Raw genomic sequence first — 13,609 nt, forward strand, 5'->3', positions numbered from 1 at the left:
GGTGATTATCAATGCGAGATGTGGGGAGGTGGACTATAACAATTCCAATTCCGCAGCGCGTTTGACGGCGGATCTACGGTTATTAACCCCAAGTTTGCTGTAGATGTTCTTTGTATGGGTCCGCATCGTGTTCAGCGACACCATCAGTTCGCGGGCAATTTCTGGACCGCTCAATTCGGTTCTGAGCAATTTGAGTACGTCAAGTTCGCGATCGCTTAAGGGTTCTGCTAACCCCTGAGTGACAGGTACTTTAACTTGGACATCTCTAAAGGCTCCCAGTAGCTGCAAGACATAGCTTGGAGCCATGTCTTGCTTTGCAGCCGCTTGCAGCAATGTCATCATGGGTGGGCCTTCATCCAAGAACAGCCGAATATAGCCCTCCGGCTCAGCCAGTGTCAGAGCCTGTTGCAGGGGAACAAGGGCTACCGGGATATTGCCCTGTGCTTCCTGGGCTAGAGCCTGCAAGATGAGAAGTGCGATCGCACTCCCAATCCGCCCCCCTGCTTCTGCTGCAGTCAACAGCCGATCCAGTAGACCCACTGCCCCATGAATAGGTGGTTTCTCTGCTGGATTCTGTCGGTATTGGGTAATCAATATCCTCACCAGGGTCATATGCTCAAACTCGCGTAGGTAGCTTAGATCGTCGTCAATGGATAGATTTTGCGATCGCACCCACCCCCAGGCTTCCATCAACCGACCTTGCCGCACCCATACTCGAGCCCTCTGCGCTGCAATAGGCTGTGCAGTGGGCATTGGACTGCGATAGTAGAGCCGCTCTGCTTCATTAAGCAAATCAAGTGCGCCATTGAGATCACCTTGGGCCTCCTTCATTCGTGCTTGGGCAATCCGCCAGCGATGCTGCCAATCCGGTAATGTCGCAGTTTCATCGAGTGCTTTGCCAGTCTGAAAAGACTGAGCGGCGGCATCCAAATCGTTCCATTCACACTGTAATTCGCTAATTCCCATATACAGATTTGCCGTCCCTCGTAGCACAGTCCCGCCCTTCTCTATGGCAATTTTCGAGAATTTCTGATAGGTCTTCAGCGCTTCGCGGAGATACCCTTGTGTCGCTCGAATTTCAGCCAGGGCATAGCCTAGGTCAATGGTGTTCAAAACATCGCCAGCCCTCTGAAAACTCTTAACCACTTCAGTAAAGAAACGGTGGGCTGCGTCTAGATCGCCATTGGCCCAGTGGGCAATTCCCAGCAGTGAAGTAGGAGCAGCCCGCTTGATATAATCATCCTCCGGCAACAGATCGAGGGCTTGCTGGGCATATTTCAAAGTATCGGGGATATCACCTAAGGTCTGAGCTTGGTAGGCACGGGCCGCAGCGAGAGTCACTGGGAGAGCGTGAAATTCGGCTTCATTCACCACGACCATTTCAGGTTGTGATGACCCAGGTTGATTTGAAATGTCATCCAGCCACTGTTCGATAGCCTGAAGGTGAGGCTCAGCAGCTTCCAGCTTCCCACAGCCCATCAGCGCCCAGGCATATCCTGCGTTGAGCACAGGTCGATTACAGAACAGCTCATCAGGGAGTGCCTTCATCCAGCCAATCACCGTGGCGTTTTGATACTGTCGGGTTAGATCTCGCCAGTTCAGCTCGACAAGGTTTGCGGCCCGCTCATAATTTTGAGCCGCAAAAGCATGATAAATCGCATCGGTGGGTAACCCCTGGCGCTCATACCACCCGCTTGCCTGTGAATGTAAGCCGGATATTTGCTCGGGTTGTTCCTCAATGGCTTTAGCCTGAAGTACCTCTGCAAACAAGTGATGATAGCGATACCACTGGCGTTGATCATCCAGGGGCACAACAAATAGATTATCTCGCTCTAAGGTTTTTAAGATCTCTTGACCATTGGTTTGCTCGGTCACGGCATTACATAGAGGACCAGTCAACCGCTGCAGAATGGAGGATTGTAGTAGAAAGTGACGGATCGGTTCAGACTGACACTGTAAAACCTCTGCGACTAAATAGTCGAGAACGAAATGGTGACTCCCGGTAAACGTTTGGATAAACCGAGTTGGGTCGGTTTGGCCTTGTATAGAGAGTGCCGCTAATTGTAGACCTGCAACCCATCCCTCAGTCCGGTTTTCTAATGCAGTGATATCGTCCCTCGAAAGATTGAGACCGATTCTCTGATTGAGAAACTCAACCGCTTCTGCAGTGTTGAACCGTAAGTCTTTGACCCGGACTTCACACAACTGACCCTGAACACGCCAGCGGGCTAAGGGGAAAGCCGGATCTTCACGGGTGGCTATCACCAGGTGCGCTTGGGGTGGGAGGTGTTCAATGAGAAAGGTTAGGGCCTGATCTACGATTGAGTTATCAACCCGATGATAATCATCTAAAACCAGGACAAACTGTTCGGGGATAGTAGTGATTTCATTCAGTAGGACGGTCAAAATGTTTTCGGTGGAGAGCGGCTGAGGAGATTGGAGAGCTGCCAACACGCTTTCTCCAAAATTGCTTGAGATCTTCCGCAACGCCGCAATTACGTAACTCAAAAACCGTTGGAGATCGTTGTCTTCCTCGTCTAGAGATAGCCAGGTAACGGTGCAGTTATCCGAAGAAGAGGGTTCATCAGCGTAATTAGAGACCCAGTCACTAACTAACGTGCTTTTGCCAAAGCCTGCTGGGGCTGAGACCAGGATGAATTTCCGGTTCAGTCCCCCCTGCAGGTAGTCAATCAGTCGAGCGCGGGAGACCACCTCTGGGCGTGGGAGAGGGATATAAAGCTTAGTGGCCAGTATAGGGGTCGGCATGATTTAAGACTCAACATCAAATGCATGGTCTAAATTAAATCCAGAGCAGTTGCCCGCTTAATCGCTGCCCGACGATTATTGACATTGAGTTTGCTATAGATGCTCTTGGTATGGGTGCGAACCGTGCTCAAGGCAACCACTAGTTCACGAGCAATCTCTGGACCAGACAGATCAGTTCTAAGCAAGCGCAACACATCAAGCTCTCGTTGGCTCAGCGGTTCAACTAGCGACTGAGCAGATGCAGAGATAGGGGAAACAGCTTGATCCTCACGTTTTTGCCCCCAGGTCTCTAACGCAGTTAATAGCCTACCTGTGTAGCCTGGAGTAATGCCACGGGCTGCGATTTCACGCAACAGCTCCGCCATTGATGTTCCTTCTTGGGCAAAAATGCGGACATAGCCTTCTGGTTCAGCCAGGGTGAGGGCACATTTTAGGGGTGAGATCGCCCGCTCAACATCCCCTAATACCTCATATGCCAGTCCCTGAGTTACCAAAATGTCAAGTACACTCCCGTTTCTCCCTGCTGCTTGCGCCACCTGCAGGAGTCGGGCCAGCAAGTCAAGCACTTGATGAATTACATTGTCTCTGCAATGGCCCTGAGCCGATCTTTGACCATCACTTCGATACCGAGCAATCAGTACCCTCGTTAAAGTGATATGTTCATACTCTTTCAGATAGCTAAGGTCATCCTCAACGGATAGCTGACGCTCATTTGCCCAGCTCAGGGCTTCAGAGAGTTGGCCCTGCCTTACCCACATCCGCACCTTCAATGCTGCAACAGGACGCACATCAGGAATAGGGATTCGATGGTACGACCGCTCCGCCTCGTTGAGTAACTTGAATGCTTCCTCTAAATCCCCGAGCGATTCCTTGAGGTGCGCCTGCACCACGCACCAGAGATGGTCTGCTCCTGGTAACGTGGTGGCTTGCTCTCGCAGCTCCTCGCCTTGTAGCAAAAGCTGGCTGGCGGTCTCCAAATCACCCTGCTCATAGTGCAGTTCGCTGAGTGCCATCAATAGTTCCGCCGTCCCCCGTCGCCCAGGCTCACCCTGTTCTGTTGCCAGTTGCAAAGCCTGCTCACAGGTGCGGATAGCCTCTTGGAGTCGACCTTGGCCTCTCCTGATATGGGCCAAAATTAAGGTGCCACCGATCGCAATCTGGACACCGCCAATTTTCTGAAAAATCGCCAGCCCTTTAGCAAAGGATAGGTGTGCAGCCTCTAGATTTCCGCTAGCCCAATAGGCAAGGCCGAGCAGAGATGCAGTGGTTCCGCGCTCATATGCTGCATCCTCTGGTAACAGCGCTAGGGCCTGCTGTGCATAGGTGATGGTACTCGACACATCACCCAACGCTTGCGCTCGATAGGCGCGGGCATTGGCGATAGAAGCCGGTAAAGACCGAAACTGTAGGTCGTCCACCACGACTCTCTCAACGGCTGGAGATTCGGTGTCCTTGTCCAGCCACCGTTCAGCATTCTGTAAACGCGCTTCCGCAGTATCCAACTGGCCGTCGTTTAGTAACACGAGGGCATAAACAACGCTCAGGACAGGTCGGTTATGAAACACTGAGTTAGGAAGTGACTTCATCCAGCCAAATACCGTGGATTCCTGCTGACGCTGACGCATCGTGGGCCATATCCGCTCGATCAAACTGGCCGCTCGCTCGAAGTCTTTAGCAGCCAGGGCATGGTGGATGGCATGGAATAGTTGATTATTCTGCTCGTACCACTCGCTAGCTCGCCTGTGCAGAATGGAGAGGTGCTCTAACTGCTCCGCAATCGCATGGGCCTGGAGAACATCAGCAAACAGATGGTGATAGCGATACCACTGGCGCTTGTTATCCAGCGGCACCACAAACAGATTGTCGCGCTCCAGATCCGCCAGCATGGTCTGGCTTCCTTGCTGGTTGGTGACTGCATCACAGAGTGGCCCACTCAAGCGTTCTAACATGGCGGTTTGGAGCAAAAATGTACGAACGCGATCGCACTGACGCTGCAAGACCTCTTCCAACAAGTAGTCCACTATGTAGCGGTCATCACCCGAGAAGGCTGCGATAAATTCAGGAATGTCCTCCCGACCTTGCATTGAGAGGGCTGCAAGCTGAAGTCCCGCAACCCAGCCTTCGGTTCGGGTCTCTAGAGCAGCGATATCTGCAGGCGAAATGTCCAACCCCATCATTCGGTTGAGGAACGCTGCGGCTTCGTTTGAGGTAAAGCGCAGATCCGCAGCTCGCAGCTCGGTCAATTCTCCTCGACCTCGAAGACGGGCTAGAGGCAGGGGTGGATCAGTCCGGCTAGCAATGATCAGATGCAATTGGAAGGGAAGATGGTCCAGGAGAAATGTGATCGCTTCCTGCACACCTCGGTTTTCAATCACATGGAAATCATCGAGGATCAGCGTCAAGTTATCCTCAACGCCATTGATCTCATTGATTAAGATCGCCAAAACTGACTCAATGGGCGGTGGTTGTGGAGATTGCAATAACGAGAGCGATCTCTCACCTAGCCCAGAATTAATCTTCTGGAGGGCGGTGATTAGGTAGGCCCAGAAAAATGCAGAATCATTGTCACCCTGATCTAGTGAAACCCAGGTAACAAGCTGATCCGGGACAGCCGCCACCCACTCCGCCAACAGCGTTGTTTTGCCGAAACCAGCAGGGGCCGAAACGAGCGTCAGCTTGCGCTCCTTGTGAATCCGCTCAAGCAGCCTCGGACGTGAGACCAAACCAGGACGCCATTTAGGGCGGTAGAGCTTGGTCTCTAGAAGGGGGATTTCTGCGATCTCTTGCCCTGGCACATCAACCATCAATTTTTTCGCTCAAGTGCCTGAGATATCTACTCTAATCGATTGAAAACCTATTTGATGATAGGCCCTAATACAACACGATTTGATGGTAGTACAGCAATTCTAAATTATTCATACCGCCAAGCAATAAATTATCTGAGTTTGACACCGATCTCGGCTATACACATCCATTTCGACCAGCCAGTGCCATAGTCAAATGACGTCACGGACTCCAGTCCTGCTACATGCAGGAAAGAGTCCATTTGGTTGGACAGCGCAGGAACATTAGGACTTGACCCAGCCCTTTGCGATTCACCGAGCCGATCAGAAGAGTTGCGCGAGCCAACCTCAATATTCCTGGGTGCAGCAAGCTATCGAAATATTTAAGAACGACGCACCGCCATAAACCAGACCCACCACAGTAAGAAAAGTTGTAATGGTATGCGAAAGAACAGATAGCGAGGGCCGTTAATATTTCCACCAAAGTCAACGGAATTTAAGGCCGCATAGATATTAGACGGAAGTACAGCAATCAAGAATGTAAGTGTCAATAGACCATTCATACGTCTGACTGATGGCCATAAAAAGCCAAGTCCCAGAATAATTTCTATGATTCCGGTGATGTAAATGATTGGATAGCGCCCCGGAACCCATTCAGGCAGCATCTGTACCATGCCTTCGGCCAAAGCAAAATGACTGATTCCTGTGAAGATAAACAAAGCCGCAAAGGCAATACAGCCAGCGGTACGAATCTGGCGGGGACGTTGGGTGATCGCTGATAGTCCCCAAGTCACAGTAAATACGCTGAGTAGTACAACTAAAACAATCATGTCGCTTCCTTATTGAGAGCTTGCCTGCCTCGTGGCGTTCGAGAAAAAGTCGTGAATTGAGTTGGATACTCTACTACAGTTACCAGTGCAAAATGAGTGGCATTGCAGGTCGAAAATCTTGGGTGTGCCCCAGGGCACGATGTTCTAACGTGATTTCCATCAGATGTTCACAAGCTGATTGGATGGATAGGCGATCGCACCTTGATGCCAACGCCAACACCCCGTCAGTGTCAATCGATGGTGTAGAAATGACCACCTCCGTAATCCTCTGGGAATTGCGTTCAGGTTGCGGTAGGGGTACACCCGGATTATGGAATGGGAAATAGAAACAGAGCGGTTCCAGATAGTTCTCGGAATTGGCACCCACATGGAATCCTGTCGGGAGTGGAAAGTAGTCAGGTTGATAATGCCAGCCAGGGAAGGGCATGTCGGGGCTGGCATTATCTTTGCAGGGGACAAAAATGATGCCGAAGGGCGAGGCGGTGGGATCTGTTGCTCGCTCAGAAAAGTGCAGGTTTCGACCGGGACCAGTGTTTGCCTCATGGGCATCTCGCACCCATAGGAATTCCACCATGCCATTGGCAAAGAAAAACCGACGGTTGGCAGTGCCCTGACCGGGATGAGTGTTTCTTGAGCCTTCTCGAAAGCCTTGTTCAAGCAGTCGATCAGCCACCCTCGCGTCCGGCTCAACCAGTATAAAAACGTGATCCAGTGTCATGTTCATGGCCGTTTATGCAGGCTTCTTTGCCACGATGAACAGGATTTTGGCGTTACCGATGGGTGATTGATAATCCCCCGCTTGCCATTGGTAATCGATCTCAAACCCTGCATCCGTCAAACTTGTCTCTAAGTCTTTTACTGTAAAGATCTTGACTAACGGAAAAAGTCCCAAGACTTTACCCACAGGGGCAATCAGCTTGAACCAAGCCATCGTATCCCCCAGACACACTGTACTGGTGATGAAACATCCGCCCGGTTGGAGCATTTTATGGACCTGAGCGATCGCTGCTTCCTTGTTTTCGAGGAGGTGTAAAACATTCAATCCCAACACCGCATCGTAACTGCTGTCTGGGACGTTCAGCTCGTCAATGCTGGCTTGCTCAAAGGTGACGTTTAGGATGTTTTGGGCGGCGGCTTTTGCTTGAGCGATATCAATCATCTTGGATGAGAAATCGATCGCTTGGATATGGTGCACGTAAGGGGCATGGGCAATGGCCGTCGATCCGGTGCCACAACCAAACTCCAGCACGTTCATACTGGGCTGAAAATACTCCCGCGTGATTTGGAGTTTTTTCTGGTAAGCGGCTTCATCAGAGATCGGCTGCTTGGCATATTTCTCGGCGATTTTGTCCCAAAATTGGGTTGATGTCGTCATGGATTCAGCTCCTAGGTAAAGTAGCGTCAGTTTGTGCTGCGATGGTCTGATAGAAATAGGCGATGTCCCGGCGCGATCGCAGATGATAAACCTGCTTGGTCGCCTTCACTTGCGCCATATAGTCCCGATATTTGGGCGTTAGTTTGGTGTGGCACAACCGGACGGTGGTATAGGAATTCAGCGTCCCTTTGAGTAACGGGCTTCCCTCCGGCCAACCAGCGGGTGGCACCCAAGCCCCTTGAAGAAAGCGTTTAGTCACCCACCAGTAATGCAACAGCACGGGCATATCGAGATAGACCAACGTATCGGCTGTGGCCAAACGCGGCCATAGGGTATCCATTGAGCCAAAGCCATCCATAATCCACTGGTCCTGTTGTAATAGGGCATCGTGAGCGGCTTTAAACTCAGCGTGGGGCACTTCGCTGCCACCCGGTTGGTACTGGATGGAATCAAGGGGAAACCAAGGGAGTCCCGTTATCTCCCCAAGGCGTTTGCTGAGGGTGGACTTTCCCCCACCCGTGTTACCAAATACAGCAACTTTGTTCATGGATAGTTCCTCAGTGGGTTCTGTTCAGTGGCTGTTTAACGGAATCACATGGAATCAATACAAATTGGCGTAGCTAAGCTAACGGGTATCACGCCGATAGCCTATCGTGATCAAACGTTACAGTTACAAACCTGTGTGGCTCTCTTGGTAGGCTGTTCTCGATTTGATGCGCTCGATGTAACTCACAACCTTCTGCGATGCTGTCATCATATTAAAGCCGCAAAATAATGCGAGCGTACCGCCAAAGACGACATCTGCTGCAGTGAACTTTTCCCCGAGTGCCCAGCCAGTAGCAGGTGTCATCGATTCGACTGCGGCCATGGCACGCGGTATATCTCCCCAACCCATCGTTTGCGGCTTGATATCGTTGATTCCAAGCGAGGTGACCGACAGAAGCGGTTCAAGGGTGGTACCCGGGAAGAAGAGATACCGATAATACCTGCCGCGCTCTGGTGAGCCGGGAGATGGCGCAAACTCTTTCTCTGCAAACTTGTCAGCCAGGTATGCACAGATCGCAGCAGTTTCGGTGATAACTGCGTCACCATCGACGAGTGTGGGGACTTTGCCCATTGGGTTGATTGCCCGGTACTCAGGTGAATTTTGCTCACCAGCTTGAACATCGATAACGATCCGTTCGTGCTCGGCGTCGAGTTCCCTGAGCATCCAGTCGGAAGTCAAGGCCCGGCTCATCGAGTTGAAGTAGTGCTTCATCTGTGTAGCTCCTTCGTAATGAATATTTTGGGTTCTGATAAATTAAGGGACTCAAACACAAGATTCATCGTTTTCTCCTTCAATTCGGTTACGATGACACTGCCGCATCGATCGCAGGTCGCTTAAGAGATGGATTCCGCCACCGCACCGCCGACCAGATAATGAATGACAGCGCGGTGACCTCAACGATTAGATGAAAGGTATCGTCTAAATCGGTTGAGCCAGTCACAATTACCAACGAGATGTAAAGTACCGCGATGATGATGTTTGCCCACCGATTGGCACGATAGGGTAATAGTCTGGAGAGAAGAATCATGGAAATCGGAATCTCAAGCATGACACCGCCCAACAGCAGCATATGTTCTTGGATGGGATTCCCATTGAGTGTCCCGGTCATAATCTCTTCAACGAAGCCAGGTTCTACAAATTCATGAATATCTCGGAAGATGATATTGAGTAGAAACAGCAGCCACAGGGTCGATAGCTTCGCTTTCGTCTCGATTGCCAGTATCTGCTTTTGCACATTCATATTCATTCTCCTTTGTTTGCATTTTTGGTCTGTTCGCGTTGGACAGGTGTAACTGAGACCAGTGACAGCCCCAAATCACGCACCTTGATCAACACGCCATGAAGCGCGGCCTGATCTACTACCGGGCCAGACAACAGCGTTTCACCGTTGTCCTTGAGCGCGATCACAAATCCCTCAAACCAGTGGCTCCAGCGCTGATCAAGATGTCCCTTGATACGAATCTCGTACTGTTGGTGATGATTTGCGGCAGAACTGTGGGGTTGACTCATGGGAGTTGCGATCGCCTTGGCGTTAACAACTCAAAAATACAAACGGATGTGGGGAGCTGTTGTCCCCACATGTGGGGATTAGAGGTGAGGATTTATGAATGAGTTTTGTGGGGAGGAGCCTCTAACTCTTCTATATCGTCTCGTCTGTACTGCGCGATCAAAACTTTAGCCAGGGTCAGATGTTCATATTCGCACAAGTATTCTACTGACATGACACTAGGACAATGCAGATGCCTTGGCCATAGTGGGCTTATCCGTGTTACTTTCAACAGCTTTCACCTTGGCTGCTGCCATAAAGGCTTGGAGAATCGAAATTCCATCAGAGAGCTGACTCGCAGTTAACAGCGCCCCCATCATCGAACCGACAATTCCCAGCATGTACACATCACTGCCCGTCATATAGAGACCGGGAATCGGTGTTTGAATCTTCGTCCAGGCCCGATTTTGAGGTGCGAACCGATCCACCAGCATCGGCAGCCCATACATCCCCCCTTTGGGATGGTCTGTAAAGTGCTCATTCGTAAGTGGGGTTGAGACTTCACAATAATCCACCAAGTCTGTAAATCCTGGATAGTGTTGCTCGACCAGATCTAACAACACACTTTGGATGCGGTCCTTAAGGGCTTGGTACTGCTCGTCACGGTGCAACCAACCCTGATCACGCCAAGAGGCAAAGCTGTCATAATCGGCCAAGGCAATAATCTCAGCCGTATGTTTTGTAGCCTTAGGATCTTTGAGCGATGGGAAGGACAGATAGGCTTGGAGCGGCTGGCCAGACTGGAGCCACTTTCCCTTTTCACACTCCACAGCCTGATGATCAAAGGTGGTGTAAATCCAGTGATTTTCCCCTTGGAAGCCGAGTTGACGCGGATCTTCAGAAAAGCCAATGTAGAGTGCCACATTGGTTGCTGGAGACTGCTTCTCAACAAACTGTTTCAGAGAATTCCGGAACGGAATGGGATAGTGAGCCGGAATGAACTTGAGATAGGTATTGTAGGCACCCGCATTGGAGATTATTACCGGTGCATAGTACTCCTCGAACGCCTGATCTCTAGCTTTCAGGTTGCGGACTCTCACGCCAACAGCCTGCCCCTCATCCAATAAAATTTCGTCCACCTCTCGGTTAACCAAGACATTACCATTGTGATCTTCAACGACCTGCTGTACCGCCTGGGCAATGGTGCCTGCGCCACCTACGGGATAATAGCCGCCGTTGAGATAGTGAGTGGCAATGGTGGCATGGAGAGCAAAGGGACTTGCTGCTGGAGATACGCCATAATCTAACCATTGGGAGGCCAATAATGCCTTAAGTTTTGGATCCTGGAAGTGTTGATCAAGGTATTCCTGGGTCGTTAAGCTTAAATCAATACCGTGCCAGAGCTTGGCAACTTGACCGACGAGCTTGGACAGAAAAGAGCCGTTCTGCTTGGCTGCATCGAGGAAGAGAGCAGCAGATCCTTTCTTGAGATCTTTGAAATATTGTCGAATTGCTGGGGCTTCCGCCGAAAACCGCTCGATTAAATCTGCCTGGTACTGCTGCGGATCATCGTAGAGATCAAACGTTAAACCTGGATACACAAACTTCTCAAACAGGTTAGGCATCTTCTGCCATTGCACCTGCTGATGGGTGACCAGATCAAACAGATGGCGGGTACTGGAACCAGGTCGCATTTGGCCAACGTAATGTAATCCCGGATCCCAATGAAACCCTTTGCGCTGGAAGGAGTGGGTAAACCCGCCAGCAATGAAATGGCGCTCTAAGATCAAGACCCGTTTACCGCGTAGTTGCGCCATGAGGCTGGCTACGGTCAGCGCTCCAATACCGGAACCAATCAAAATCAGATCATAGTCTTGTTGAGTTGTAGATTTCATGATGCCCTCCACAATTTTCAGTGAGCGTTTCAGGAGATAGACACAAAAATGTTTACACTGGCAACATTACTATAGATCTTGAAGTTGACGCTGTCAACATAGAGGCATACAATTTGTAACGGTTCCGTTAAAGCTCCACTAGTGATGCCTAAGCCCACCAAGGAGACGCCTTATCATCACGGCGATCTGCGTCAGTCGCTCATAGATGCGGCGTTGGAATTGATTGCTCAAGAGCAGGATGCCAAAACCCTATCGCTCCGCAAAGTGGCGCGTCAGGTGGGGGTGTCTCATACGGCCCCCTATCGCCATTTTGCAGATAAGGAAGCACTTTTAGCGGCGGTGGCTGAAGAGGGGTTTCGGCTGCTTTTTGATGCGCTCAAGCAGGATATGGAGGTGGCTGAAGATCCTGTGGAGCAGCTGCAGGTGAGTGGGGTGGCCTATGTTCAGTTTGCCCTGTCCCATCCGTCCCATTATCGGGTGATGTTTGGGGCATTTCAGGCTAATCATCCAGATTACCCAGCACTGAATGAGGCAGGAAGGAAAGCATTTGGGGTGATGGTGGAAGCGATCTCAACTGGCCAAACCCTAGGCAAGATCAAAGTCAACAATCCCCAAGAACTGGCTTGGGTAGCTTGGTCCTTAGTACATGGTCTGGCAATGCTTTTGATTGAACAACAGTTGCCCCTCAAAGATGAGAAAGCGATTATCGCATTGACTCAATTGGCGACGGCATCATTAACTCAGGGACTACGGAGTAACATTGATTCCAAAAGTGAGGAGTAGGGCAGCATTTACTGCTACTCTGCCCCACTCATAAGGTGTGAAGGGTTGGATCATCTTCTCAAATAGGATGGACAACCCCAAACGTATCCTCTAAGCAATGACTAATCACCCAATCTTTATGTTCAAGGGCATAAGTTGGCTGACTGACCCTCGGTAGATATTGACTGCGCTCATAGCCCTCTACATCCGGTACAAGAGTCCACAGAATTTGCAACAAATTCCAGACTGCTCGGAGTTGATTGCCAGTGGATCGTTGTACCGTAGGGCTATGAGCCACATAGCGGCGGACGATGGTTTCAAAATCTTCGGGTGGCTGACCTCCAACTTCTAGAACAGCATGAGTAGAACCGCCCATACCAAAAGCGTTCCGACGATATTCCTCGGCATAGTAGCGCATTTGCGATTGCAAAAAGGGAGAAAGACCTTGGACTCTCAGCGCTTTGAGAAACATCTTTTCAGAAATATCAATGTACCGCACTGGGCGATTGAGAACTCGTTCAAAGGTCTGTGCAATGTCTTTGGGAGACAGGAGTTTAGGCCCCGTTGGGCGGTAAGTTTTGCCGATATGTGGTGCAGGATTAGTCAGGGCACCAACGATCACTCTGGCAATATCTTCATTAGAGGGGGGTGGATTCAGTCCCTGACCTAAAGGCATCGGCATTAGTCCTAATTGTGCGATCGGCTCCAGGATTGCCATATAGTTGTCTGCAAACCAGCCTGGGTTCACGGTCACCACATCCACATCCGGCATCCAGGATAGAACTGAGTCCATCAGATTGGTGACGCGGGTCGCAAAGGAAGGATGTTGGGGATGAGACAGCCACTGCCCCATCATCACCACAACTTCTAGCTTGATGACTTGTGCTGCCACGGCAAAACTAACGCCAGAGAATAAGGGATTCGGGATGCCGGGTAAGCACAGATACGCACGCTGAATACCCTGCATGACTTGATTGAGGGTGGCCATATCGGCCATATCACCAATGAAGATTTCAGCCCCTGCTCGCTCAAGCTGTGTGGTGTTGGGTCTTCGGGTACGGACGAAGGCGCGTACTGGGTAGCCTTTGTCCAATAGCTGCAAGGTTGCCGCAAAGCCAGTTTTGCCATTGGCATTGGTAACAAGAATTTTGGGTAGGGTCATAAT

12 protein-coding genes are annotated in these 13,609 nt (G+C 50.7%); 2 read left to right on the forward strand and 10 right to left on the reverse strand.

What is annotated here, in order from left to right; genetic code table 11:
• Positions 1–33: 33 nt before the first annotated feature.
• The 8 genes from AM1_RS27455 to AM1_RS27490 all read right to left on the reverse strand — a co-directional run bounded on the left by AM1_RS27455 (position 34) and on the right by AM1_RS27490 (position 9,541).
• Positions 34–2,766 carry a LuxR C-terminal-related transcriptional regulator gene (locus AM1_RS27455; protein WP_012166213.1) on the reverse strand — a complete coding sequence of 911 codons (2,733 nt, stop codon included), beginning with the start codon at positions 2,764–2,766 and terminating at the stop codon, positions 34–36.
• A 29-nt stretch (positions 2,767–2,795) separates the two neighbouring features.
• The gene (locus AM1_RS27460) at positions 2,796–5,570 is read right to left on the reverse strand and encodes a tetratricopeptide repeat protein (RefSeq protein ID WP_012166214.1); all 2,775 of its coding nucleotides are present in this window, start codon (positions 5,568–5,570) and stop codon (positions 2,796–2,798) included.
• Positions 5,571–5,932: 362 nt separating this feature from the next.
• Positions 5,933–6,343 (reverse strand): DoxX family protein, encoded by a 411-nt coding sequence (locus tag AM1_RS27465; protein ID WP_238549106.1) that lies wholly within the window; start codon positions 6,341–6,343, stop codon positions 5,933–5,935.
• A 115-nt stretch (positions 6,344–6,458) separates the two neighbouring features.
• Positions 6,459–7,103, reverse strand: coding sequence for a VOC family protein (locus AM1_RS27470; protein WP_041660634.1), 645 nt, complete (start codon positions 7,101–7,103; stop codon positions 6,459–6,461).
• A gap of 6 nt (positions 7,104–7,109) precedes the next feature.
• Complete coding sequence (locus AM1_RS27475) at positions 7,110–7,754, reverse strand: class I SAM-dependent methyltransferase (protein WP_012166218.1); 645 nt, start codon at positions 7,752–7,754, stop codon at positions 7,110–7,112.
• A gap of 4 nt (positions 7,755–7,758) precedes the next feature.
• On the reverse strand, positions 7,759–8,301 hold the full coding sequence (locus AM1_RS27480; RefSeq protein WP_012166219.1) for a P-loop NTPase family protein: 543 nt from the start codon (positions 8,299–8,301) through the stop codon (positions 7,759–7,761).
• A 123-nt stretch (positions 8,302–8,424) separates the two neighbouring features.
• The gene (locus AM1_RS27485) at positions 8,425–9,012 is read right to left on the reverse strand and encodes a glutathione S-transferase family protein (protein ID WP_041660636.1); all 588 of its coding nucleotides are present in this window, start codon (positions 9,010–9,012) and stop codon (positions 8,425–8,427) included.
• Positions 9,013–9,100: 88 nt separating this feature from the next.
• Positions 9,101–9,541 carry a DUF6326 family protein gene (locus AM1_RS27490; RefSeq protein WP_012166221.1) on the reverse strand — a complete coding sequence of 147 codons (441 nt, stop codon included), beginning with the start codon at positions 9,539–9,541 and terminating at the stop codon, positions 9,101–9,103.
• 98 nt (positions 9,542–9,639) lie between these two features.
• Between AM1_RS27490 and AM1_RS42380 the strand changes: the two genes are divergently transcribed.
• On the forward strand, positions 9,640–9,912 hold the full coding sequence (locus AM1_RS42380) for a hypothetical protein (RefSeq protein WP_012166222.1): 273 nt from the start codon (positions 9,640–9,642) through the stop codon (positions 9,910–9,912).
• Positions 9,913–10,026: 114 nt separating this feature from the next.
• Here the strand turns inward: AM1_RS42380 and AM1_RS27500 are convergent, their stop codons facing one another.
• Positions 10,027–11,682 (reverse strand): phytoene desaturase family protein, encoded by a 1,656-nt coding sequence (locus AM1_RS27500; RefSeq protein ID WP_012166223.1) that lies wholly within the window; start codon positions 11,680–11,682, stop codon positions 10,027–10,029.
• Between the two features lie 144 nt (positions 11,683–11,826).
• Between AM1_RS27500 and AM1_RS27505 the strand changes: the two genes are divergently transcribed.
• Positions 11,827–12,465, forward strand: coding sequence for a TetR/AcrR family transcriptional regulator (locus tag AM1_RS27505; protein WP_012166224.1), 639 nt, complete (start codon positions 11,827–11,829; stop codon positions 12,463–12,465).
• A gap of 58 nt (positions 12,466–12,523) precedes the next feature.
• Here AM1_RS27505 and AM1_RS27510 read toward each other — a convergent pair whose 3' ends face one another.
• Complete coding sequence (locus tag AM1_RS27510; RefSeq protein ID WP_012166225.1) at positions 12,524–13,606, reverse strand: NmrA family NAD(P)-binding protein; 1,083 nt, start codon at positions 13,604–13,606, stop codon at positions 12,524–12,526.
• Between the last annotated feature and the right edge of the window lie 3 nt (positions 13,607–13,609).

It is taken from the genome of Acaryochloris marina MBIC11017 (assembly GCF_000018105.1).
GTDB lineage: Bacteria > Cyanobacteriota > Cyanobacteriia > Thermosynechococcales > Thermosynechococcaceae > Acaryochloris > Acaryochloris marina.